The sequence below is a fragment of the Moorena sp. SIOASIH genome, from assembly GCF_010671925.1.
GTDB lineage: Bacteria > Cyanobacteriota > Cyanobacteriia > Cyanobacteriales > Coleofasciculaceae > Moorena.
The window spans coordinates 168403-192926 of record NZ_JAAHIH010000009.1 but is presented as its reverse complement, the minus strand read 5'-3'; the positions used below and the strand labels follow the sequence as shown (position 1 = coordinate 192926).

The following is a 24524-nucleotide window of genomic DNA, read 5'->3' as shown; positions in this document are numbered from 1 at the left end:
CCGAAACAAAGCTAGTAAATTACCTAAACCGCCTTGGGTAAAAGGTTTACCCTTTTTTGGAAGTGCATTTGAATTGATTAGAGATTCCCTTGTTTGTTTTGTGAAAAGCTACATTCAATTCTATTAATAACAATGATCGCATCCCGTTTTCCGTTTACATCTTTTCCTAGTGGCTGGTTCCGAATAGCCTACAGTGACGAACTGCGTCCGGGTCAGGTCAAACCACTGCGCTATTTTAGTCGAGACCTAGTGCTGTTCCGCACCCAACAGGGTCAAGCCCACGTTCTCGATGCTCATTGTCCCCATCTGGGAGCCCATCTGGGTCATGGTGGCAAAATCAAGGGGGAAACAATCCAATGTCCTTTCCACGGTTGGTGCTTGGATGGTCAGGGGCAATGCGTTGATATTCCTTATGCCAGCAAAATTCCACCAAAGGCAAGGATTCGAGCTTGGCCAGTTAGAGAAGTCAACGGCTTAATAATGATGTACTACAGTCGTGATCAAGAGCAACCAACCTGGGAAATGCCACAACTCCCCGAATACAACTCAGAAGAATGGGTAATGCTCAAGCGCATCAGCTGGCGGAACATTAAAACTCATGTTCAAGAAATTGGAGAAAACGGTTCGGACATTGCTCACCTGACTTGTCGTCATCCTCAAGCTGTCAAGGACTTTGAGCGGGGAACGCCTCCAGAAATCAAAGGGCCAGTTTTTACCTACCGCACCAATCCAACCTACAAAAATAAATTTCCAATTCCGATGATTAACCCAAAGTTAACTGTTTCTCATGAGTTTACCTGCTATGGTTTAGGGTTTTTGGCAACCCGCGTCCGTGTAAATGTATTGGGAGGAGTATGGATACTATTTGATCTGTTTCCCACACCTATTGATGAGGAATATATTGAACTACAAGGAATTTTTGGGGTTAAGAAAATAGTGAATCGAGTGATTACTCGATTTATCGGTCATGATCCCGCTCGTGAAGCTGAACTTGCCATTTATCAAGATATGCCGATGTGGGAAAACAAGCTTTACCGAAGTACTCCTAACCTCTGTGAGGGTGATGGCCCGATTCGAGAATATCGACGCTGGGTTCGCCAGTTTTACTCAGAACAAAAGAATCTCGCCAAAGTTCTAGTACAGCAGTCGTGACTTTTCTCATTAATTTTTTATAGGAGCGAAAAAATGAATAATTATGGAATGGTTCGATCGCAGCTTACGCGGGCTAATATTAAGATCGCACATAGAAAATGAACGATATTTTACAGTCAGTTAATCTGTCTCGGCTATTGGATGCAATATTTATTTTTGTTGGCTTTACGGTCACCCTGTTTGCTGCCGCGAGATTTTTGCCTGGAAAAATATATCAAAGTCGCTATACAGAAGCAGATGGTACTAAAAAATCCTATAAACTCAATGGTCTTATATTATTTGGATTAGTTACTTTTTTGATCGGGATATCTACCTTATTATTTAACTGGTCTTTAGCTTTTATTCATCAATATTTTTGGGAATTGTTAATTGTTGCTAATGGCTTTGCTTTGGCTTGGACATTGGTTTTATATTTAGGTGGCAAGCAGAGACAAGACTTGAATTCTCAGCCCAACCATAAGGAATTATCAGAAAAAATATCATTGGGCAAACTTTTCGGCGATTTGTGGTTGGGCGTTGAACTGAATCCAACTTGGCTCGGCGTAGATTTAAAATTCTTTGCCTACCAGCCCTCTTTAATTGGTTTAGGACTGCTCAATACTTCCTTTGCCTATGTGCAATATGAAACCTACGGACAGGTTTCTCTGCAAATGTGGCTCTTTGAAATATTTTGGTGGACTTATCTGGCCAGTCATTATTACTATGAGGAATGCGCCTTGTCGATGTGGGATATAATTGCCGAAAGATTTGGATTCATGCTGATCTGGGGCGATTTGGTTTTGGTGCCATTTTTCTATAGTATTGCTGGCTGGTTTCTAATCGATAAAATCTCACCGCTGCCTATAGCCATAGTTATTGGCATCTGTTTGCTTTATTGCTTCAGTTTGTGGCTATTTCGAGGGGCAAATCTCCAGAAGCATCGCTTTAAGAAAGACCCCAACGCAGAGATTTGGGGCAAGCCAGCTCAAAGCTTACAGGGAAAACTGTTAATTTCAGGTTGGTGGGGAGTGGGACGGAAACTGAACTATACCGGAGAAATTGGCGTTTATCTGGCGATCGCTCTGACAACGGGAACTCAATCGATAGTTCCCTATCTGCTTCCTTTGTGGCTCTGCTCGCTCCTGATCCATCGGTCCTGGCGCGACGAGCAACGCTGTCGTGCCAAGTACGGAAAGTTGTGGGAAACCTATTGCGATCGAGCTCAATTTAGAATGATTCCTTTCCTGTACTAAATCCTATTACTTTAATATCGCCTTTATACTTATGGAATTAGCAATGACCGCAAATACTCAAGTATCCCGTTTTCCCTTCACACCATTTGCCAATGGTTGGTTCCGGGTCGCCTATAGCGATGAACTGAGCTTTGGCGAAGTTAAACCGCTCCATTACTTTGGCAAAGAGTTAGTTCTTTTTCGCACAGAGCAGGGTACGCCCCACGTTTTTGATGCCTATTGTCCTCATTTAGGGACTCACCTAGGTCATGGGGGTACAGTGAAAGGCGAAGTTCTCCGATGTCCATTTCATGGTTGGTGCTTTAACACTGATGGGCAATGTGTCGATATCCCCTATGGCAATAAAATTCCATCCAAAGCAGCGATTTCCCCTTGGCCAGTGCGTGAATTAAATGGGGTAATCATGGTTTACTATCATGGGGAAGGAAAACTCCCAACTTGGGAAATACCACCACTGCCCGAACTAACTTCGTCAGAATGGATTCCTTTTAAGGTTGTCAGTCGGCGCAAAATCCGTTCGCACCTACAGGAAACAAAAGAAAACCTGATTGATGTCGGGCATCTATATGGTACGCATTTAGTTGATTCTGTTGAAAGCGGCACTCTGCATATAGACAATCAGGTTTTGAAGTGGAGCTACAGCGCCAGTTCAAAAAATATTCCTTCCAGTCCGGAAACAAAAGCCTACATCGAACAAACGCTATATGGGCTAGGCCATATCGTGCATCGATACCATGTCAAAATGCCGTTTGAATACGAGTATATGGTAGTGTTCTACGATACTCCAATTGATGGGGAATATTTAGATTATAATTATCTTTTTAGCCTCAAAAAGCTTCCTAGCGAAGAGATGACCGCTGCGGTGGCAGAGCAAACGCTTCAAGTGTTTCATCAAGAAGCAGATAAAGATATCCCGCTTTGGGAAAACAAGCTTTACTTAACGAATCCCTTAATGTGTGAGGGAGACGGACCAATTATAAAATTTCGACGCTGGGCTAGTCAGTTCTACAGCAGCGCCCCTGTAAAATCTCAGGTTTAACCTGTAATATCAAGTCCGGTTGAATACCCATAATAAAAGTGTATCGAAGGCAGCTATGCTGAAGTAAAGGAGTAAGGTTTCAAGGGTAATGGTTTTTTATAACTAATTATCCGGACATGATATAAGACGATTCTGCCTCTGCTTTGTCATTTGTTATTCAACATTCCGCAAAAAAGTCTAAAAACTGACTAACCAATTGATTATTGTAAACTTTTAGCGACCTAACTTCCTTCTACATGCAAGCAGTATCTATGTTGAAATCCCGTTTTCCGTTTACATCTTTTCCGAACGGCTGGTTCCGTATTGCCTACAGTGACGAACTGCGCCCAGGTCAGGTCAAACCACTCCGCTATTTTGGTAGAGACCTGGTGGTTTTCCGCACTCAACAAGGTGAAGTTCACCTTCTCGATGCCCATTGTCCACACCTGGGAGCACATCTGGGTTATGGCGGCAAAGTCAAGGGAGACATTATTCAGTGTCCCTTTCATGGCTGGTGTTTTAACGGTCAGGGGCAATGTGTTGATATTCCTTATGCCAATAAAATCCCACCAAAGGCTCAAATTTCTACATGGCCTATTTGTGAAGTGAATGGGGTGATCATGGTTTACTATCATGCTCAGGGAGAAAAACCAACTTGGGCAGTACCAGAACTACCAGAATATACATCCAGAGAATGGACTCCGTTTCGCCTAGGTCAAAGTTGGAAAATCCGTACACATATTCAAGAAATTATTGAGAATGCCGTCGATTATGCCCATCTTCCCTTTGTACATATTACATGGGATACCGTGAAAACTGAGCCGTTGGAAGTAGAAGGATCAGTACTGAAGTGGCGCGCTTCTCGTCAGGGAGGAAAGTTTTTGGGTAGCCAAATCTTGTTGGCAACACCGGAAGAAACATTGTCAGATATTACCTGTTACGGATTGGGCTGCAAATTGATACGAGTTTGTGCCAAGATGAGAATCGATGTGAACGTACTGCTTATGTTTTTTATGACTCCTATTGATAGGGAATATATTGAAGTTCATGCAGTTATAAGTCTTCAAAAACTTCTAAATCCAATTGTAACATTTGCAGTGAAACAAAACCTTATCAAGCGGTTACAACAAGAGATTCAGCAAGATATTCCAATTTTAGAAAATAAGATTTATCCAACTGTGCCTAATTTTTGCGATGGGGATGCACCCATTGCTCAATATCGGCACTGGGCACGTCAGTTCTACGCCGAACAGCCTGTTATAACCAAAGCTGTAGTACAGATGTTGTAGCAAGATGTCAGAATTAAATCCAGACTTTGATTGGTTGAAGTTTCCTGAAGTATTACCATAAAAAAAAATTTTTTTTAGTTAAATTTACAAGATTAAGATTGGCAACCTATTGTCAACATATTCGTTGTAATCCGAAGCATTAAACCTATTAAGTAGGAGAGAGCAAAATGAACGATTTTGTTAGTCAATATGATGAGATGATTTTCTATTGTTTAGAAAGAAAATCCTACTTTAAAAAAGATTTTTTTAATGTTGGCTTCTGGCTTTCTGACACTCTAAATCAAGAGGAAGCCTGCGAGAATATTGTAGATAAGCTTTTAGAATTCATTCCTGACAAAAAGGGCAAAATACTTGATGTTGGCTGTGGCTTAGGTGCCACTACCAATCATCTTCTCAACTATTATCCAGCTAGTAATGTCGTGGGTATCAACATTTCTCAAAAACAAGTTGAAAAATGTAGATTGAACGCACCAGGCTGCACATTCATTGTTATGAATGCAGTGAAGATGGAGTTTGAAGATAATTCGTTTGATAACATCATTTGTGTTGAGGCTGCCTTCCACTTTGATACAAGAAATGAATTTTTACAGGAAGCTTGGCGCATATTGAAGCCAGGTGGTCATCTAGTACTAGCCGACATTATCTTTGAAAGTACCCAGTGGGTAGGTGAATGGCTAGTGCCTTTGAAGAACAATGTCAGAAATATGGAGGAGTACAAAGATACTTACCTACAAGCAGGATTCAAACAGGTGGAACTTATTGACGTAACAAATCAGTCTTGGGGAGAATATTGCCGACGTATGATGAGTTGGCTCCAGGATCAGTTTTCGGCAGAAAAAGTTGATGAGCCAACTTTTCGCCAATACATGACTGTATATGATGGTATGCTAAATTCTTCTGTAAAACATTATCTTATGGCTTCAGCAAAGAAGCCATAACTATATTTGTAGTAGATCGCAAAGTTTTTTATAATTTCTGCCATATGACATTTCAGCCAAACATGTGGACATCGGTAAAGTCCCTTTAAAGCAGTATTTAGCCAAGGGTGCTAGCTGCTATATGGCGATCGCTGCAAGAGACCTGTTTGTCTCCTGGTTGACGAGAGCTACCACCCTTATTTTCCGTGAATTTACATTTGCGATTTACTAAAATTTGCTTCAGATCTTTTGTTTTGAGTCTTGGACTACTCAATATAGTGCTAAGGGCTATGATTAGGCTATTTTATAGCAGTTCAAGGTGACTTTAAAAAATGATGACTGTCTGAACAGGCAATAAATAATGGGCAGATAATCACCAATAACCAATGACTAATGACTAATCACATAGCAATAGTAAATTATCCTAAGGTATGTATGCACGTAGTGCTATATTGCTTGTTTGTCAGTACATCCAATACTAATTGTGTATAATCTATTTTGTGTATTAATCTACAGCTAATATGACAATAATTCGAGTAGTTCAAATCATAACTGTGGTGGCAGCACTTGTTTGTGTTCCAGGGGCACTCGCCCTGATAATCTTGTTCAAAGCAGACCCAGTAACTTCTTCAAATATTGCTTCTACTATACTGATCATTTCCTTGCTAGGGCTGTTGCTATCCCCCTGGTTATACTCGAAGGAAGGAAACCGGACAAGAGCAGAAAAACTAATAACTATTTGCAGCATTTGGTTATTAATATCGGGAATTGCTCATGTTACATGGGAGTTAAGCTGGTGTTTTGTTCATCCATATCTACACAATGTCACGGAAAAAGATAAGTGGGCTTGGATATGGTGGGCTTATGGTGTTGCCGATCACCGTTATCTCATCTCAGACTCTGCTACTGTTATTTTAGAGTGGGTGACTGCTACCATAGGCGGACCTTTAACACTTTATGCTTTTTATCTTCTGAAGAAAAATTCCCGAAAAGCTGGCTTGTGTATTCTGGTTACTTCACTAATGGATTTATATGGTGCTGTTTTGTTTTTTGGTACAGAGGTTTTAAATGGCTTTCCCAATATAGATACCGAACATTTTGTCAATTTTTGGATTAAGTTTTGGGGACTCAATTCTCTTTGGGTTTTCTTTTCTATCTTTTGTATTTATGTAGCTATCTCTGTTTTAGATATAAAATCTGACAATCGCGATCGCTCTGATGTTGAGTTCATGAAGTCTAGTTAGGGCTTGCGTAAGCATTCAGCTATCAGCTATCAGCTATCAGCTATCAGCCTTGGCCTTTGAGGCACGCTACGGGAATGGGATGGCCTGGCCAATGGGGCAAAGTTTCTGTGTGAAACCTTTTGAATAGGAAAACGATGACTGCTATAATAACAGGTTTAGTGACAAGAAGTTCGCGATCGCGCAGCGTGACCAAAGGTCAATCCCATAACAGGGACCTAGAAGCATCCCATAGTAGCTCCCTAGATCTATCCCTTAACATGGTGACAAGTTGGCTTGAGCTGGAAAAACTAGACGGGGATAATAACAGATTTAGCGACAATAATTTTGCGTTCGCGCAGCGTGACCAAAGGTCAATCCCATAACAGCTCCCTAGAAGTATCCCTTACGGTCATGATCACTAAATTTGGTGATCCAATTGTTTGGCATGGCTGAGGTCTGCCTAGGTGACGCTCCTACACTTCCCTATCCGTTAAGTGTAAGCTTCTAGCACTCCTTAGAGCTACTAAAACTTCCTTTGAGGTACTATTAGTTATAGACCTAGCTATAACCGGATTCCCCTTACAGCGTTTTATAGTGGGGAACACGCCCAGCCCCACTCGTTTTAGGTTAATTGCGGCATTTACGTCGCGGTCAACCATTAACATTTCTTGCTCATCCCAATACTCGCGGAGGTCGCAATCCGTGAATACAAACTCGTCTCGATAGCTTAACAGCTGAGAGGTATAGGCAGGGTTACACTTTTTCGTTACTGCTCCAGCTTTTCCAGCTATGTAGCCCAGTACCTCAAAGAACTGCCCAAACCCTGCGTCCAACCAAGACTTATTTAATCCAGATTTAGCGGACTGTCCATTAGGCAAATATCCACCCTTCCCATCTGGCTTGGGTTTATTTCGTTTATTTAAACCAGTAAGGTTCAAATTTTCATAATAGAAAACTTTTTTTCCGGTTCTAACCAGCAAATGAGCTGTTTTATAGGCATGATCCTTCCGGCTCATAGCAATCCGTTGATGTATTCTCGCTTCACGCGATTGCAATTTCCTTCTAGCTTTACTGCCTTTTGTCTTGGCATTCTTTTTTGTCTGTACCTTTTCTAAATCAGAATGATTTTTACGGTAAGACTTAAGTGAAGGTAGTTTGGTGTTTTCAGATGTTGCTAGATAATCTTCTCCATAAAGTACCGCATCCAACCCTATGCTATTATCCCAAGTGGGAATAACACTTTCTGGTGTAAGCGTTGGTACTGTAGAATCTTCTAAGCATAAGGTTGTGTACCAACCATCGGTTTTCTTGGTGATTAGAATATTCTTGAGCTTAAACCCGTCGGGCAGCGGACGATGTAGTCGTACTTTGAGCCAGCCCTTGAGTTTACTTATCTTTAGCCATATCCATTTCTTCTCGATTCTGGCTACAGAAAAACAGTCTTTCCCATCTATCTTTAAAGTCCTGTATCTAGCTTGATTTTTAAATCGGGGTTTTCCGCTACGACTACCATTACAATCGCCTTTGATGAATCGACTGAAAGCTAGGTCTGCTCTTTTACATACGTCCTGTAAAGTATTCGCCGGAACTCGGGTAAAGTCCAGCAATTCACCTGAGTGGACAACTGTCACCAAGTCTTTTTTCCAGATTGGTAACAGCTTTTTTTGACTGAAATAACCGGGGTTATCTCTGAGTTCTGGTAGATAAGTAATCAACGGACAAGAATTAACAGCAGTGCGGTTTTCATTCCACCACCGAAAGCGATCGCCCAACTGCCAGTTGTACCAGTACCGACAAATCCGTAGCCAATCATTTAGTTCTAGTTTTTGTTTACTACTTGGATAAGCCTGGTATTGGTAGTTGAGCAGCATGACGATCACCTCCTGATTTTTATTGCGCTTTACATATTATAGACTGTAGTGGTTCTCAATTAGGTGAGGGACTTTCGTCTTAGGGAGTAGGGAGATGGGGAGATGGGGAGATGGGGAGATGAGGAGATGGGGAGATGGGGAGCAATGGTTGTCATTTCGCCGATCAGCAACTGCATCGCTACTCCCTTTCCTATATTATAAATCCTATACTAATCAGGCAATTTGGCATCGTCAATTTTAGGGGTTTTGATAAAGTATTGACATGTAATTTAGAGGTAAGTATAATTCAAGCTAACTCTATTATTTGACAAGCGATTATGATAAATCATAATAATTTATCATAACAAACCTGTTAACTATTTCGTAAGCATTCAGCCCTTGGCCGTTGGCCACGCTACGCGAACAGCTGTCAGCTTTCAGGCGTAACTCAGATAAAACGTTCCCGTAGCGTGGGCATAGCGCATAGGCTGATAGCTGAATGCTTAAACTCTTTCCTACCGTTCCCTGTTCCCTGTTCCCTATTATCTACATACTGAACGAGGATACTTTATATGACTAATCTTTCTACGCAATTCGCTCTTGTTACTACTGCTGTCGCTTTAACCTCTGCTACCATTGGAGTTTTACCGGCTGCTGCTGAGCAGGTAATTAACCAAGAATTCAGCGGTGAACTTCAATTATCAGATTTTCCTGATTTTCTGCCAGAGCCTCCTCCCCAAACTAGAGATTACCAGGGGTTTGTTGAGTACAATACTGAAGGGGAATTACTTTCTTGGTTTCTTGATGTAGAAGGGTTAGAGCAAGTCGGTTCTGATATTACCCTTGAACCATTGCCTTCTCCTTTTCCTCTTCCTCCTAGAACCTTTGTTACTACCTTTGACGCTACCCCTGATAGTTGGATTCTAGATATCGATTTTGGTAGGGCTGTTGATGCCGGGGCTTATATCCTTACCTGGAACAGAGAGTCAGGAATTACCTTTACTCTTGGGGGTTCCCTATTACCTCCAACTACCTATGTTGATCCCAATCCTAATTTTAAGGAAACGATCACCGAGGATCCCTCAAAGCCAGATCCAACTAGTGTACCTGAACCGGCTTCTGGATTAGCACTACTGGGACTTACTGCTTTAGGTGCTGGTGGATTGTTTAGAAAAAAGGATAAATAATCAGGGATTATTTTGTAAGCATTCAGCCGTCAGCTATCAGCTATCAGCTATCAGCTATCAGCTAGCAGGCGCTTTAACTGAACGGAGTCAGATGAGTAAAACGAGCAGAGATTTTCAACCAACCTTACCAGCCCGTAAGCTTGTTTACTACCTCCCGTTGATTAGCTGACGGCTGTTCGCGTAGCGTGGCCAACGGCCAACGGCTGATAGCTGAATACTTACATTACTTTTAAGTACTATTTCAGAGGAATAAATTCTAAGTATAGAGCGAGTTAAGTCCATTTTTATGGACTTTTTTTTGTGTTATAATCTATCAATTTAATTGCAAGTATAAATATCTGTAATGGCTCCCACAACTGTAAGTGACTGGATCGACATCGCCAAGGAACGAACCAAAGATGCAGACGCTATTCTAAAAAATAGAAGTCAATCAATTGGAGCGGTTTATATGGCAGGATATGCTATTGAATGTAGTCTCAAGGCGTTATTACGATATAAAAATAAACCATTTCCGAAACATGGTAATCAGGGGCACAATCTACGGGGTTTATGGGAAGCAGCGGGATTGCGTCTCTCCGATATCCGTGACCCTACAGGTGCAAAGACATTTTTTATAGAAAACTGGGATACATCCCTACGTTATGAACTAACCTGTAATAGTAGCCTGACAATGGCGGAGTTGGTAGATGGAGCAAAGCAGTTAACAAAATTTATAAAGTTTAAAATTAGTCCTAAATCCCGGAGGCGCAGATGAACCATTCAGAAATTAAAGAGCGTATTCATCAAAATATGTCACGTGCAGCTTTAGAGATTACGGAGCTGCGGGTTCAACCGGATCCGTTTCTAGGCTGGCGTATTGCTGTCATTTCCCGAGGATTTGATGGCAAATCCAAACAAGAACGTAAGAACATTGCTCTAGAGGGACTAAAAGAATTGACCATTCAGTGGTTAGATTTGCTCACTCCTGAGGAGAAGGAGCAGGAATGGGCTGACTCTGTTCCCATTGATTGCACCCTTGAAAACGTACCCCTTTGGCCTGAAGCTCTGGCTCGCTCTCGCTCTGGCTCTAGTAATCCTGAAGCAATCCTATTTCCATCGGATCTAGACGAAGACCTTGACCGACCGATCGTCGCAACATTTTATTCCCTCAGAGGAGGAGTTGGTCGCTCAACTGCCCTGGCTTATACTGCCCGAATTCTTGCCAGTCGTGGACGCACTGTGCTCTGTGTTGACATGGATTTGGAAGCTCCAGGATTAGCGGCTTTGTTTGGAAAGGAAGACGAGGTTAAGGATCAACAGGGGTTGGTATTTGTTTTACTAAGTTTGGAGCAAGGGGAAGAGCCTGACATCCGTAATCATATTCTGAGGGTTTCTGAAACCGATGAGATTTACTGTCTTCCGGCAGGTTTACCCAATGCCAATTATGCGCGTTTGCTGAGCTTTATGGAACCTGGAGCTTGGTATCGGGAAGATAGAAATCCATTACGTGAACTGATTCAGATTTTAAGTAGTGATCGTCTTCCTTTCAAGCCTGATGTCATTTTACTAGATGCTCGCACAGGAATGACTCCTCTCAATGGACCGCTCCTGTTTGACTTGGCTGATCTGGCAATTATTGTTTTTTTTCCTCATCCTCAAGCTCAAAGAGGTACGGGTGAACTGGTTCGTGCATTGCTGGCTGCTGAGACTAGACGAAGTGAACAGCGGCTTACTCCAGAGCCACGATTTATTGTGTCTCCAATTCCTGCTAGTAAAGCACCAGAAGTTGTGGAACGATACCAACATAGAGCTATTGAATGGATTGGAGACTGGCTCTCTGTGCTGAGGGATAAACAATCGAGATCAGAGCCGATTAAAGAATCAGATATTACACATTTTATTCCCTATCGAGAAGAGATTGCCACATCAGATAAAATCTTATCTAATCAAGAAACGTGGCGTGACTTTGAGCCGGTTGCTGAATGGTTAGAACGTTTTCTCCCTACAGCTAGTGAAGAAGAGCTACCGAATAGTTTGTCCGATAGTAAGGGGCAAATTTTAAACGAGTTAGAATTTTCTGCAGGAAGAGCAGAATACCAAGATAATTTTCTGGAAACCTTTGTAGAAACACAGTTAGTTAATCGCGCCCTTCATCCTCGCATCCCTCTAATCCTTGGTCGTAAAGGTACTGGTAAAACGGCTATTTTCCGTCGTCTGGTGGAAGATTCTGAGAAAACTTCCATTGTAGTTTTATCCCCCAGTGATCTCAAAGACGATCGCCCGTGGGTTATCAACTCTGAAAGTTTCACCGCCATTGATGAGGCTTTAGAAACTACAGGAAAAAGCTGGCGTGACTTCTGGTTACTCCAGACTTGTCTTGCCTGTCACCTATCCTGGCCTGGAGAGAAGCCTCAACCGGATGCCGCTCTATTACAAGTTCTAGGGACTGATCCTACTAGGGAATTAGAGGTTGTGCGATGGTTTGAGAGTTTACTACCACAATCTCAAGTAGGTTTATTGGCAAGAGATTGGCTAACTCGTTTCGATCGTGCTGCACAATCTACTATTATTCTTCTTTTCGATGGACTTGATACAGGATTTGGAAATGAACAACCGAATCGAGAAAGACGCACTAAAGCAATTGAAGGACTGCTTTCGTTGATTACTGATTTAGGGGACAATCTGAAAAAATTAAAATTCAAAGTTCTATTACGGGAAGATATCTGGCGTAGGCTTCGCTTCGATAATAAAAGTCACTTTTTCGGGCGTTCTGTAGTCCTTGAATGGCGTGAGCGAGCAGATTTTTTTAAAGTTATAATTAAGCAAGCTCTGAAATCGGATAGATTTAAAGTACTTGTCGTAAATTCAATTCAGCAAGGTAGTTTGTTATCAAATTTGTCATCAAGTAGTGACGCCTTTAGTGACTATTTGAGTGAATCACAGGTCTTTGAAATTTGGAATCTTTTGGTTGGTGAGCGGATGAAAGGGGGGAAATCTGCCTTTACTCGGAACTGGGTCTGGAAACGAATTGCTGATGGCAGTAACAACCATAGTCCCCGTGCTCTATTAGAACTTTTCGTAGAGGCGAAAGATTGGGAAATAAACGAGCAAGAGCGAAATCCTTATCAGAAAACTATCATCCGACCACGGGCTTTGAGTGCATCTCTTGAAAAGGTATCAGAAAAAGCATTAGATGCCTTGATCAATGAAGAGTTTAGTGAACTTCAAGAGTTGATTGATCGTCTGATAAGCATAGGACGTTCGCCCTTCAAGGCAACTGAGGTAACTGGATTAGATGATCAGTTAAAGCTTGCTAGAGAAGTGGGTTTGTTATCTATTTATGAAGGAACTGAAGATTACGTTGAACGTTATAAAGTTCCTGATCTTTATCTCTCTGGTATCGGTATGACCCGAAAGGGGCAAGCATAAATAAGATATTATTGCACCAAGTTTAAACTTGATCTGTAAAGGTAGGGAACAGGGAACAGGGAATAGGGAATAGGGAACAGGGAACAGGGAATAGGGAACAGGTAAAAAAAATCTGTTTATCTAATTAGCCTACAGACCGCTATACAAAAAAAAGCGATCGCATAATCTTTGCGATCGCTTTTTTTTTACCCTTAAAATACCCCCCAAAAAAAATTTATAAAAACCCTTGACAAATTTATTATATAATCATTACAATAATCATATAAACACAATTCAACTCTTGAGCTATGTCGCAAGAATTTATCCCTAACCCCGACAATAATCCTGAACATCAAATTCCCGGAATTAATCTTGAAGATATTTTCCCAAAAGAACAATATGTTCAGCACATTTTAAAGGGGCCTCGTCAAGCAGTAATCAATAGTATTCATACCTTGTCTGCCATGGGCTACGCAGAGGCTTCAGAGTGGAGTCCTCTGCAACCTACTGGCATGCCAGGGCAGGTGATTACTATCATCACTAAGTATTGGATGCTACGTTAACACGTTAGTTTCTGGGGGGGTTGCCCCCCCTTGGGCAAAGGCTCCGGTCTGATAAAATAGGATCATTTCTCGATGGGTTCGGGAACTGAGTGACATAGCGATTTGAATCCACTTACTGTGGACTTGAAATAGCCGTGGACATTATTTCTACGGCTATTTTTTTTGTTGTTAAGTATCTAATTGAGTAGGGAGTAGGGAGTAGGGAGTAGGGAGTAGGGAGTAGGGAGTAGGGAGTAGGGAGTAGGGAGTAGGGAGTAGGGAGTAGGGAGTAGGGAAGAAAATTTAAATGTATATCACGCTGAATAGGAAGCGCTATATAATTTAAAAATCTATCATGAACAATCTTGGTGATTTATCATAACATCAAAAACTATTCAGAGCTCTTTACTACTCTTCCCTGTTCCCGTCTTGATGCAGTCGCTCATGGGGGAAACCACGGCAGTCGCTCATGGGGGAGACCCCCAAGACCGCGCTGCCTCCCCAAGACCGCGCTGCATCGCTGTTCCCTGTTCCCTTTTTTTATCAATCATAGTTTCACATCTAAACTAAAAATTAGATATGGTTAAATCCCTAACTAGATCATGGTTTTTGTGCTTAAGTCTATCCTTAGTTTTAATAGCTTGCAATGGTGCTACCCTTAAAAATCAACAGCCAGAAGTGGTGAGCCTAACGGTATCAGTGGCTGCTAGCTTACAAGATGCTATGAAAGCTATCAAAGTACTCTATACTAAGCAAACACCAGATGTTACCATTATTTATAACTTTGCTTCCTCTGGTTCGTTGCAGCAACAAATCGAACAGGGCGCACCAGTGGATGTTTTTATTTCAGCAGCTCCCAAACAGATGAATGCTCTGGAATCTAAGGGGCTTTTACTAGAAGGGACAAGGCAAAGTATTCTTAATAATCAGGTAGTATTAATTACTCCTAAAGACGATACTGGTATCTCTAATTTTAAGGACTTAACCTCTGATAAAATTAGTAAAATAGCAATGGGAGACCCGGAAAGTGTACCAGCTGGACAGTATGCTAAGGAAGTTCTGTCTACTCTTAATTTGTTTGACCAGCTCAAACCGAAGTTGGTTTTTGGCAAAGATGCTCGCCAAGTTCTATCGTATGTGGAAACAGGTAATGTGGATGCTGGATTGGTGTATGCAACAGATGCTAAGGTATCAAACCAAGTTAAACGAGTGGCTACTGCTCCGCCAGAGTCTTACTCCCGGATTATCTACCCAGTAGCGGTATTGAAGGAGTCTAAAAATCCTGTTCATGCTAACCAGTTTGTGCAGTTTATGAGTGGTGAGTCAGCTAAAACTGTATTTTTGAGGTATGGGTTTATTATGGCGGATAAGGGAGTAGGGAGTAGGGAGTAGGGAGTAGGGAATAGGGAATAGGGAATAGGGAGCAGGGAACAGGGAGTCGGGAGTCGGGAGTCGGGAGTCGGGAGTCGGGGTAAGAAAATTGAATTTGCCTTATAACTATTAGAGACCCTATATATGCCGTTTTTTCGGCGTTGCTGATTCTAGGTATGGTTTTGCCCCCCTAACCCCCCAATTCTGGGGGGAATAAGACGTTCAAAGTCCCCCAAAGTTGGGGGATTTAGGGGGCTTTAACATGCACCAGATGATTGCGCATTCATTCCTTAATTCAGCAACGCCGTTTTTTCTTCCCACACTTTCCACACTACCCATACTCTTTGTTCAACACTATGGAAGATTTCTCTCCTTTATGGATTTCCCTAAAAACTGCTGGCTTGGCTACTATCTTGGCTTTCTTTCTGGGAATTACAGTAGCGGGTTGGATGTTTAGCTATCGAGGGAAAGGTAAAGGAATTATTGATAGTATCTTAACCCTTCCGATAGTGCTACCGCCTACAGTAGTTGGCTTCTTATTACTGTTGTTACTAGGTAGAAATAGCCCAGTGGGACAGCTATTAAGGCAATTGGGATTATCTGTAATCTTGTCTTGGCCTGCTACTGTGATTGCTGCTACTGTAGTTGCCTTTCCTTTGATGTATAAAACTGTACTGGGAGCTTTCAAACAAGTCAATCAGGATTTGATTAACTGTGCCCGTACCTTGGGGGCTTCTGAATGTAGGGTATTTTGGCAAGTGTTGCTACCTTTGGCTTGGCCAGGGGTGATGGCGGGGACAGTTCTGGCGTTTGCGAGAGCTTTGGGAGAGTTTGGCGCTACTTTAATGCTAGCCGGGAGTATTCCTGGCAGAACCCAAACCATTGCGATCGCTATCTTTTTTGCAGCCCAAGCCGGGAGGATGGGGGAAGCACTACTATGGGTGTTGATCATGGTTGCGATCGCTCTCGTGGCAATCACCATCATTAACTATGAACAGGGAGTAGGGAGTAGGGAGCAGGGAGCAGGGAACAGGGAACAGGGAATAGGGACAAAATCTAACATAGAAGTAAGGAAGGGATCCCCCCTAACCCCCCTTATTAAGGGGGGGACTAGAGCTTCCCTTATTAAGGGGGGAAAAGAACAGGGAATAGGGAAAAAATCTCACATAGAAGTAAGGAAGGGATCCCCCCTAACCCCCCTTAATAAGGGGGGGACTAGAGCTTCCCTTATTAAGGGGGGAAAAGAACAGGGAATAGGGAAAAAATCTCACATAGAAGTAAGGAAGGGATCCCCCCTAACCCCCCTTAATAAGGGGGGGACTAGAGCTTCCCTTAATCAGGGGGGAAAAGAACAGGGAATAGGGAAAATATTTAATATAGAAGTAAGTCAAGGACTTTTAGTAGAGTTACGAAAAGAGCTAACGTCTAGCTTTACCCTAGATGCTAAATTTACTGCTAATGGTAAGCCGTTAGGAATCTTAGGGGCTTCTGGTTCTGGTAAAAGTATGACGCTACGGTGTATTGCTGGTTTGGCTACACCCACTCAAGGCCGGATTGTCTTGAACGGAAGAGTTTTGTTTGATTCCAAACAGGGTATTAATCTTCCTCCTCACCAACGTCGGATTGGTTTTGTGTTTCAAAACTACGCCCTGTTTCCCCACATGAATGTCGCTGAAAATATTGGTTTTGGCTTGCAGGAATTGCCGAAAGCCCAAAGGAATGAACGGGTATGGAAATATATTGAACTGATGCATTTACAGGGATTGGAAAAGCGCTATCCTCACGAACTTTCTGGGGGACAGCAACAGCGGGTAGCCTTGGCAAGAGCAATAGCGATCGCACCAGAAGCGTTACTCTTAGATGAGCCCCTTTCAGCCCTTGATACCTATCTCCGGAATCAGATCGAAATGCTACTAACGGAAATTTTCTCTACCTATCAAGGAGCGACTCTTTTCGTTACCCATAAATTAGAGGAAGCTTACCGAGTTTGTGGTAATCTGTTAGTACTTTCCGAAGGAAATGTTATTGCTTCTGGATCTAAAGAAGCTATTTTTGAGCATCCTCCTAGCTTTAGGGTAGCACAATTAACGGAGTGTAAAAACTTTTCTCGGGTTGAAATTATTGACCACCAAAAAATTCAAGCACTGGACTGGAACTGTAGTCTCTCAGTTGTGGAACCGATCAGGAAATCCTTAGCCTATGTTGGCATCCGTGCTCATCATTTGAGATTTCTAAATGAGCCAAATCACGACAATACATTTCCCTGTTGGCTGGTGACGATGAGTGAAACCCAGCACCGAGTTACACTGTATCTGAGTTTATATACTCCTTCTAGGAATACAGGACTTATGGATTGCCCCCTAAATCCCCCAATTCTGGGGGACTTTGACATGATTCCCCCCCAAAGTTGGGGGGTTAGGGGGGCGGGGGACTTTGACATGATTCCCCCCCAAAATTGGGGGGTTAGGGGGGCAAAACCAACTAAACTTGGTAAGTCCTACAATCCTCAACAGTATCACCTCCAAGCTGAAGTTTTTAAGGAAAAATGGCATCAGATTAAAGCTTGGCCTGAGCCATGGTATGTGCAGTTAGATGCTTTGAGGTTGATTTTGATGGAGAGTTGATTTAACTATAGTAATTGTCAATTGGATGAGGTAAAAAGTCTTGGGTTTTAGGGAGCAGGGAGCAGGGAGCAGGGAGCAGGGAATAGGGAATAGGGAATAGGGAGAGGAAGTGCGATGCTCCTTGGCCTTTGGGCCACGCTACGCGAATGGAGCCGCTACGCGAACGCAATCGGCTCGATATCTTTGCTAATCCCTAGAAAACATTTCCACTAAAGTATCAAGTACCTGATTACCAATCTCTTCAGGAAGCTTTCCTAGCTTATTAATTAAGCGACTCTTATCAATCGTCCGAATTTGATCTAAAACGACTTGTGCTTCTTTTCCTTTAAAAGTTAAATTAACTCGTGTGGGATAATTTCGCTTCGCTGTCGTCATTGGTGCAATAATCACTGTCTTGATATACTGATTCATCTCATTAGGAGATATAATCACACAAGGGCGAGTCTTCTTAATTTCAGAACCAATGGTGGGATCGAGACAAACCAAATACACCTCAAATTGCTTGGGAATCGCTACCATTTCCAATCCTCTTCATCCCAAGAATTTTTAATTCGATCATCAATTAATAATTCATCATCACCATTGTCGGCCATTTCTTTAAACGCTTCTTCCCATCCTTGACGAGAGTGGGATACTGGCGAAATAATCACCTTTCCATCTTTTACTGTTATTTCAACTACATTGGCTAAACCACATTCTTCAATAATTGCTTTAGGAATTCTAATTCCTTGGGAATCTCCAATACGTACAATGGCAGTTTTCATCAGTTTAATTACTTTTGATGGGTGATTTTTATTTTAGCACTAATTGATTACCATAATAATAAATTAGTGCGATCGCAAATCTTGTATTGCTTACGCTAATATTGTAGGTTTGCTTGAGGGAAGGAAACCCAGCATCGTCACTGTCAGAAGTGTTGAACAGGGAATAGGGTATAGGAAGGGGGAAAGCAAGTGCGATGCTCGGTACGAGCCGCTACGCGATGCTCGGTACGGGCCGCTACGCGATCGCAAAAAATCCCAATCAAAATCTGGTAAAGTAAGATGTGTGGAACAAGAGAAGGTTTTGCCATGGCACAACCTAGCTGAGGAAGTTGGCCATAATAAAGATAGAACACAATAGCCCGATAAGAAACACTTTCAGAATCCATCACCATGGCACAAAATCCCTTTACTGTAGGACAAGCCGTTTCCCCAGAACGCTTTGTGGGACGAGAGTCTCAGATTGAAATAGCATTCGACCAAATCTCTAGTCGTGGTAATCTGGCAGTTTGGGGTGGACCTGGAATTGGCAAGACTTCCTTCTTAGAATTATTGACATCACCTGACGTCTGGCACCTACAAGGCCAAGATCCAGAAGCAGCTGTAATTGTACTTCTAAATTGCCTAAGTATTCAACCGTTTAATGCTGATAGCTTCTGGCGGCAAATCTTGATCGAGAGCAAAAGTCAATTGGATAGTAATCCAAGGCTACAGACTGATATTGACCAATTACTTGATCAAGACAAAGTCACTTCAATTAATCTAAAGCAGCTATTACGTAAGCTTGGAGAATACCACAAATTTTTACTATTACTAGTGGATGACTACGATGTTGCTTTGCGTACAAACGACGGTTACCAGGAAGCTGATCTTGAAGCCTTTGTGAATGAATGTCGCAGCATTGCGAATTCTGGTGAAGAAAGGAAATATATCTCAATGATTGTAGCATCCTCTCGGCGTCTGAGTGAATTGGGGCCTCAACTCACCCCAGATAAATCTCCTTGGTATAACCACTATTTATTTCAACCACTCAAGCCATTTACGGATAACGAAGTGGCTGCCCTACTACTTGGTATGCCAATTACACCAGCGTTACGAGAGGGAATTCGGGAAATTGCTGATGGCAATCCCGCCTTGCTACAGAATGCTGGTTATCTTCTCTATCAAGAATTGCGAGCTAATCGGGTACCTGACCCTAAGACCTTTGCTAGAGATTTTCTAAGTGCAACTGAACAGTTTTTTCAAGCTACCTGGGAGCTTTGCAATGACCTAGAGCAGATTTTACTGATGCTAATTGCTTTGTGCAGTCTAGAAGGTCGCTTATCCGATAAGCGCTATGCTCTGAGGGGTATTGAGACTATTTTTAGCCAAAAAGAAATAGAGCTGAATGCTTTAGAAATCAGAGGAATCATAAAACGAGAAGAGCAAGCTGGGAAAGCGACTTACTCCTTTGCTTCATCACTAATGGAATGGTGGGTGGTTAAAAACATTCAAAACAGTACCGAAACCGAATTACAAAATCGTCAGAAGGTATTTCTTAACCTGATGAGTCATAAGCAAGCAGAAAAGGTTAAAGATATCATTCGTTTAATGTGGAAAAATAAAGATAAAATACCAGATATATTTGAATGGATTGGTAAGGTCATAGCTGCTATCCCGAAAGGAGCAATTAAAAGCTAATCACTGTCACAAATAGGAAACCTTTCGCAAATCACCAAGATTGATATGACGACAGGAAAAGTTCGGAGAAATCCTTATATTGTTGGTTCAGCTATCTCTGAGCCAAAGTCTTTCTTTGGCAGGGAAACGTTGATCCAATTTGTCGAGGATAATTTAAACCAGGGTGAAAGGGTTATCCTGTTGCATGGTCAAAGACGGATTGGCAAATCATCGGTTCTTTTACAGATTCCCAACCTTATTCAATCGGAGCAATTTGTCTTCATCTCTTTTAATCTTGAAGACAAAGGGCACTTATCCCTCAGCAATGTATTGCATCTCCTGGCTGAGACAATTATCAATCACCTTATCAATCATCTTAAGCTAGAGTTGGACTATGGTAAACTACCAAGTGAAGCAGATTTAGCAAGCAATCCCAGTATCTTCTCCCAGAATTTTTTGCCTGAAATTTATCAGGGTTTAGGGGAAAAGACTATAGTACTAATGTTGGACGAGTTTGATGTCTTAAATAACTATGATCCAACCTCTTCAGTTCAAACCTTTTTTCCTTATTTACAATCTCTGTTAAGTCAACATGAGCAACTAGTGATCATCCCAGTGATAGGGCGTCAGCCAGATGATCTAACAAAACTGCTGAGCTTATTCAGAAGAGCACCAACCTATAAAATTGGCTTACTTAGTCTCGAAGATACGGAAAAATTGATTACTGAGCCAGGCAAAGGATCGTTAGTCTATAGCCAGGATTCAATTCAAGCAATTATTGACTTGTCCGCAGGGCATCCCTATTTCACTCAATTGCTCTGTTATGCACTGTTTGTACGAGCTAGAACTGAACAGAAGCAGCAGATTACTCCTGGGGATGTTAAAGCAGTTGTGGATCAGGCCATTGAACTTGGTGGGGGAGGATTGGGCTGGTTTCGAGAAGGGCTGCCAATCCCGGAACGGGTAATATTTTCAGCGGTGGCAGAAGCCCAGAAAAGAGCTGATTTAACAGACGATCAGTTTGTGGAAGAACCATTGGTGATTCTGAAACAGTATGGCGTTGTTGAAACCAAGTCATTAATACAGGCGGAGAGCCAACTGCTTGAATGGGATTTTTTGGATTTTGCACAAGGGTCAAATTTATTCTCCCAAACTGCTCATGGCTATCGGGTCAAAGTTGAATTGGTACGTCGTTGGTTAGTTAAGCAATATCCTCTCCAACGAGAGATCTGGGAATTGGAAAAGCTTGAACCAGCAGCCGATAGCGTCTACCAATCAGCCACTGATTTACAGGGCTACAACTTGTTGAAAAATGCCATTCCCCTTTATGAGCAAGCGTTGTCAATCAATCCCAACTACTTCAAGGCTCTGTTTGGGCTAGCTGAGGGATATTTGGAGACCCGAGATTTTAGTAAAGCAGTAGAGCTTTACAAACGAGCCTATCAGATTGATTCACATCGTGTAGAAGAAGACTATGTGCGATCGCTCGAAGGTTACGGCCTAGATTTAATAAATCAACGAAAGTTTGAACTTGCCAAGGAGCAGTTTGCGCCAATCTTGATAATTCAACCTGACAATGAGTTAGCTCAGGAGAAACTACAAGAAATTGAAACCTATCAAGAAAGATTACATCAGCCAGGCTTAGATCTTAGGCGATTATACAGGGCTTCAAATCCTGGAAAAACAATTAACGTAGGGTATGCTGAGGATCAGAGATACTATATAGATTTTTCTGCGGTGCGTGGCAACCAGTTTAAAAGTTTGCTGCGGACGATTACTCGCCTTTCACCAGATGAACCAACCTGTCAACTTTTCACAGGTCATATTGGCTGCGGCAAAACTACAGAATTGTTGAGACTTAAGGCGGAATTGGAAGCACAAGGATTTCATCCTGTTTACTTTGAATCTAGTCAAGATATTGACCTGGCAGATGCTGATGTCGCTGATATATTGTTATCCATTGCCCGTCACATCAGTGCGAACTTGGAAAAAGCTGGTATAAACAAAAGACCGGGAGGATTGAAAAAGATTCTGGCAGATGCAACGGATTTATTGACCACACAAATATCCTTAGATGATCAAGAGACTTATAGCCTACCTTTGAGCATTGGTAAAATCACTGCTAAAGCTAAAGAAAATCCCACGCTTCGCAGTCAGCTAAGAGAGTATCTAGAGCCACGTGTAACTAGTATTCTCGAAGCAATCAATCTTGAGCTAATACAGCCTGGGATAGAACAATTAAAACTAAGGGGAAAGGAAGGGCTAGTGGTAATTGTCGATAATCTTGACCGAGTTCATAATAGGCTAATGTCTACAGGGCGTAATCAACAAGAGTATCTGTTTATCGATCGAGCAGAGCAGTTGAAGCAGCTAAATTGCCATGTAGTTTATACCATGCCATTGGGGTTAACCTTCTCAAAAGAGTTTGAAAAGCTCAGAAATTACTTTGGAACAGATCCTGAAGTTTTACCGATGGTGCCAGTAAGACTACGAGATGGTAGCGAGTGTAATGAAGGAATGGAACTAATGCGACAAATGATTTTAGCCAGAGCATTTCCTAACCTTCCTCCAGAGGAACGACTTAAGGCCATCTCAGCAGTTTTTGATAGTTCTGGAACTCTCGATCGACTGTGTGCAATTAGTGGTGGTCATGTACGCAATTCGCTAGTACTTCTCCGCAATTGTCTTAAACGTGAAGAGCTACCTTTATCCCGAAGGTGTTTGGAAAGCGTGATTAAGCAAAGAGGTAATGAATTAATTCGAGCGATTACTGATGATGAGTGGGAGTTATTGAACCAGGTGGCAAAACAGAAAAATGTAAGAGTAAAGGAAGAGTATCCAATCCTACTTCAAAGCTTGTTCGTCTTTGAATATCACTATCAGGGTGAGCGCTGGTTTGACATTAATCCTGTGTTAAGAGAAGCAGAGGAATTCAAGGCAAGAAGTAGGTAAAACCTTGGACAAAGGATATTTGGTAAGGAATAGGAGATTGAAGGATTGAGGGATTGAGTGACGTTGTATAGCAGGGAGTAGGGAGTAGGGAGTAGGAAAAAATCCTGTGTAGCTCAGAGAAGCGACAAGGTTTTGAAAAAAGCGTACCCTAAATATTAGAAGAAGGACGAAAGACTCCTTCAAAGGGTTGTTTGCGATAGCGTCGATAGATATCAAAATCCTTATCCAAAGTAGCGATCGCCGCAATATTCAAACGTTCAGAAATTGCTATAAGAGACAAATCAGAAAAATCACCAGGCAAGTCAGCATACTGGGCGTTTAGCTCAGCGATACGGGCTTTCGTCTTGCAGTAAGAGCGACTCACACTCATAGATATTATTGGCCAGATGAGTTAGAAATTCATTCTGCACCCGCCAATCAGACCCTAGCAACCATAGCACTTCTGTAACACAACCTACCGTTGTAACTAACCGACTGCTACAACTGGTAAAAAACTCAACCACCTGACCATGATGTTGATCGGCTGAATCATAGAAAGCCACCAACAAGCCTGTATCCACCAAAATAGCAGGATGATAGGTCATACTTCTCGTTGATGGCTTGCCCGTATCCGAGAAGCAATAATCTCTCTACGAGTATCCCGATCAGATAGATTACCCACCGATAGCAAATGTTTAGGCACTCCTCCCATTCGTTCTAAAACCGATTTTTGGGATTGAAAATTTTGGCGATAATCCCGCAGCAATTTTTTGATCAACTCACTGCTAGTTGTTTTTTCCTGACTTAAAATTTCAACTAAATACTGTTCTGCTTCTTGATCCAGACTGACATTCAACATCACGTTTTACTCCATGGTACTGTTGCCTTATTTCAATCTTACAATTTTCTAGACCTTCTGACTTTTCACAGCAAGTTCTGAACTCACCAAATAGCCAGGTTTTTTATCAAAATTAAATTATCAATAGTTTACAGTTTATTTCTACTACTATACCATGTGGTGAGCATTATCAACAAGACTGTATGCAGTAACAATAAGTGATATGCTCCTTTGGAGCCGCTACGCGAACGGATTCTCTTGTACCTTGGCTTAAGGCAACCAAACCCAACATCTTTTCTGTCTTCTGTTACCTTGATTGATTAGGTTTCAGTTTCCTTCAACCCCACCTACACCTAGTCACTCCTGACTTGAGACTCCTAAATTTTAGAGCTTTACCAATCCTAAATCAATTGTGATAATTTTAGTTCCCTACTCCCTACTCCCTACTCCCTACTCCCTACTCCCTACTCCCTACTCCCTACTCCCTACTCCCTACTCCCTACTCCCTATTCCCTATTCCCTTTACTATTTTAATTGAAAGTC

The 24524-nt window shown here is 42.0% G+C and carries 25 protein-coding genes; 17 read left to right on the top strand and 8 right to left on the bottom strand.

From position 1 onward, the window contains the following. Nucleotides 1-132: 132 nt before the first annotated feature. From F6J90_RS40335 to F6J90_RS40310, 6 genes are all read left to right on the top strand, one after another. The gene (locus F6J90_RS40335; RefSeq protein WP_293107606.1) at nucleotides 133-1152 is read left to right on the top strand and encodes an aromatic ring-hydroxylating dioxygenase subunit alpha; all 1020 of its coding nucleotides are present in this window, start codon (nucleotides 133-135) and stop codon (nucleotides 1150-1152) included. Between the two features lie 98 nt (nucleotides 1153-1250). After that, nucleotides 1251-2384, top strand: coding sequence for a hypothetical protein (locus F6J90_RS40330; RefSeq protein ID WP_293107604.1), 1134 nt, complete (start codon nucleotides 1251-1253; stop codon nucleotides 2382-2384). A gap of 43 nt (nucleotides 2385-2427) precedes the next feature. Continuing rightward, the gene (locus tag F6J90_RS40325) at nucleotides 2428-3423 is read left to right on the top strand and encodes a Rieske 2Fe-2S domain-containing protein (RefSeq protein WP_293107602.1); all 996 of its coding nucleotides are present in this window, start codon (nucleotides 2428-2430) and stop codon (nucleotides 3421-3423) included. Nucleotides 3424-3674: 251 nt separating this feature from the next. Continuing rightward, nucleotides 3675-4691 (top strand): aromatic ring-hydroxylating dioxygenase subunit alpha, encoded by a 1017-nt coding sequence (locus tag F6J90_RS40320; RefSeq protein ID WP_293107600.1) that lies wholly within the window; start codon nucleotides 3675-3677, stop codon nucleotides 4689-4691. Between the two features lie 167 nt (nucleotides 4692-4858). Continuing rightward, nucleotides 4859-5629 (top strand): methyltransferase domain-containing protein, encoded by a 771-nt coding sequence (locus F6J90_RS40315; protein ID WP_293107598.1) that lies wholly within the window; start codon nucleotides 4859-4861, stop codon nucleotides 5627-5629. Nucleotides 5630-6129: 500 nt separating this feature from the next. After that, nucleotides 6130-6852, top strand: coding sequence for an emopamil-binding family protein (locus F6J90_RS40310; RefSeq protein WP_293107596.1), 723 nt, complete (start codon nucleotides 6130-6132; stop codon nucleotides 6850-6852). Nucleotides 6853-7304: 452 nt separating this feature from the next. On the opposite strand, the gene F6J90_RS40305 is transcribed toward F6J90_RS40310, so the two are convergent. Then, nucleotides 7305-8702 (bottom strand): transposase, encoded by a 1398-nt coding sequence (locus F6J90_RS40305; RefSeq protein ID WP_293107594.1) that lies wholly within the window; start codon nucleotides 8700-8702, stop codon nucleotides 7305-7307. 94 nt (nucleotides 8703-8796) lie between these two features. On the opposite strand from F6J90_RS40305, the gene F6J90_RS40300 reads away from it, so the two are divergent. The 8 genes from F6J90_RS40300 to modB all read left to right on the top strand — a co-directional run bounded on the left by F6J90_RS40300 (nucleotide 8797) and on the right by modB (nucleotide 17792). After that, nucleotides 8797-8943 (top strand): hypothetical protein, encoded by a 147-nt coding sequence (locus F6J90_RS40300; RefSeq protein WP_293107592.1) that lies wholly within the window; start codon nucleotides 8797-8799, stop codon nucleotides 8941-8943. Between the two features lie 310 nt (nucleotides 8944-9253). Then, a complete protein-coding gene (locus F6J90_RS40295) occupies nucleotides 9254-9868 on the top strand; it encodes a PEP-CTERM sorting domain-containing protein (RefSeq protein ID WP_293107590.1) in 615 nt (204 codons plus the stop codon). 343 nt (nucleotides 9869-10211) lie between these two features. After that, on the top strand, nucleotides 10212-10622 hold the full coding sequence (locus F6J90_RS40290; protein WP_293107588.1) for a HEPN domain-containing protein: 411 nt from the start codon (nucleotides 10212-10214) through the stop codon (nucleotides 10620-10622). 35 nt (nucleotides 10623-10657) lie between these two features. Further along, complete coding sequence (locus F6J90_RS40285; protein ID WP_293107586.1) at nucleotides 10658-13276, top strand: ParA family protein; 2619 nt, start codon at nucleotides 10658-10660, stop codon at nucleotides 13274-13276. 287 nt (nucleotides 13277-13563) lie between these two features. Next, nucleotides 13564-13818, top strand: coding sequence for a hypothetical protein (locus F6J90_RS40280; RefSeq protein ID WP_293107583.1), 255 nt, complete (start codon nucleotides 13564-13566; stop codon nucleotides 13816-13818). 423 nt (nucleotides 13819-14241) lie between these two features. Continuing rightward, nucleotides 14242-14367 (top strand): hypothetical protein, encoded by a 126-nt coding sequence (locus F6J90_RS40275; RefSeq protein WP_293107581.1) that lies wholly within the window; start codon nucleotides 14242-14244, stop codon nucleotides 14365-14367. 9 nt (nucleotides 14368-14376) lie between these two features. After that, entirely contained in the window at nucleotides 14377-15189 is an 813-nt protein-coding gene (gene modA, locus F6J90_RS40270) for a molybdate ABC transporter substrate-binding protein (protein WP_293107579.1), read from the top strand. A 335-nt stretch (nucleotides 15190-15524) separates the two neighbouring features. Further along, on the top strand, nucleotides 15525-17792 hold the full coding sequence (gene modB, locus F6J90_RS40265; protein WP_293107576.1) for a molybdate ABC transporter permease subunit: 2268 nt from the start codon (nucleotides 15525-15527) through the stop codon (nucleotides 17790-17792). Between the two features lies 1 nt (nucleotide 17793). On the opposite strand, the gene F6J90_RS40260 is transcribed toward modB, so the two are convergent. The 4 genes from F6J90_RS40260 to F6J90_RS40245 all read right to left on the bottom strand — a co-directional run bounded on the left by F6J90_RS40260 (nucleotide 17794) and on the right by F6J90_RS40245 (nucleotide 18948). Continuing rightward, nucleotides 17794-17961 carry a hypothetical protein gene (locus F6J90_RS40260; RefSeq protein ID WP_293107573.1) on the bottom strand — a complete coding sequence of 56 codons (168 nt, stop codon included), beginning with the start codon at nucleotides 17959-17961 and terminating at the stop codon, nucleotides 17794-17796. Nucleotides 17962-17978: 17 nt separating this feature from the next. Next, nucleotides 17979-18311 (bottom strand): type II toxin-antitoxin system PemK/MazF family toxin, encoded by a 333-nt coding sequence (locus F6J90_RS40255; RefSeq protein WP_293107571.1) that lies wholly within the window; start codon nucleotides 18309-18311, stop codon nucleotides 17979-17981. Further along, nucleotides 18305-18556: an AbrB/MazE/SpoVT family DNA-binding domain-containing protein gene (locus F6J90_RS40250; RefSeq protein ID WP_293107568.1), complete on the bottom strand. Its 252-nt coding sequence runs from the start codon at nucleotides 18554-18556 to the stop codon at nucleotides 18305-18307. Before F6J90_RS40250 ends, F6J90_RS40255 begins: the two co-directional genes overlap by 7 nt. A 143-nt stretch (nucleotides 18557-18699) precedes the next feature. After that, on the bottom strand, nucleotides 18700-18948 hold the full coding sequence (locus tag F6J90_RS40245; RefSeq protein WP_293107566.1) for a hypothetical protein: 249 nt from the start codon (nucleotides 18946-18948) through the stop codon (nucleotides 18700-18702). On the opposite strand from F6J90_RS40245, the gene F6J90_RS40240 reads away from it, so the two are divergent. Both F6J90_RS40240 and F6J90_RS43950 read left to right on the top strand, forming a co-directional pair. Beyond that, nucleotides 18947-20233 (top strand): ATP-binding protein, encoded by a 1287-nt coding sequence (locus F6J90_RS40240; RefSeq protein WP_293107563.1) that lies wholly within the window; start codon nucleotides 18947-18949, stop codon nucleotides 20231-20233. The two genes, F6J90_RS40245 and F6J90_RS40240, sit on opposite strands and share 2 nt — an antisense overlap. Before the next feature lie 45 nt (nucleotides 20234-20278). Further along, nucleotides 20279-23164 (top strand): AAA-like domain-containing protein, encoded by a 2886-nt coding sequence (locus F6J90_RS43950; RefSeq protein ID WP_366514007.1) that lies wholly within the window; start codon nucleotides 20279-20281, stop codon nucleotides 23162-23164. A gap of 148 nt (nucleotides 23165-23312) precedes the next feature. On the opposite strand, the gene F6J90_RS40225 is transcribed toward F6J90_RS43950, so the two are convergent. From F6J90_RS40225 to F6J90_RS40215, 3 genes are read right to left on the bottom strand one after another with little or no spacing between them, the layout of a single operon-like run. Continuing rightward, nucleotides 23313-23444, bottom strand: a complete 132-nt coding sequence (locus F6J90_RS40225) for a hypothetical protein (RefSeq protein WP_293107560.1) — start codon at nucleotides 23442-23444, stop codon at nucleotides 23313-23315. 43 nt (nucleotides 23445-23487) lie between these two features. Beyond that, entirely contained in the window at nucleotides 23488-23748 is a 261-nt protein-coding gene (locus F6J90_RS40220) for a hypothetical protein (RefSeq protein ID WP_293107557.1), read from the bottom strand. Continuing rightward, the gene (locus tag F6J90_RS40215; RefSeq protein WP_070394750.1) at nucleotides 23745-24002 is read right to left on the bottom strand and encodes a hypothetical protein; all 258 of its coding nucleotides are present in this window, start codon (nucleotides 24000-24002) and stop codon (nucleotides 23745-23747) included. Before F6J90_RS40215 ends, F6J90_RS40220 begins: the two co-directional genes overlap by 4 nt. A 391-nt stretch (nucleotides 24003-24393) precedes the next feature. Here F6J90_RS40215 and F6J90_RS40210 point away from each other — a divergent pair, with 391 nt between their 5' ends. Then, a complete protein-coding gene (locus tag F6J90_RS40210) occupies nucleotides 24394-24519 on the top strand; it encodes a hypothetical protein (protein WP_293107551.1) in 126 nt (41 codons plus the stop codon). Nucleotides 24520-24524: the final 5 nt, after the last annotated feature.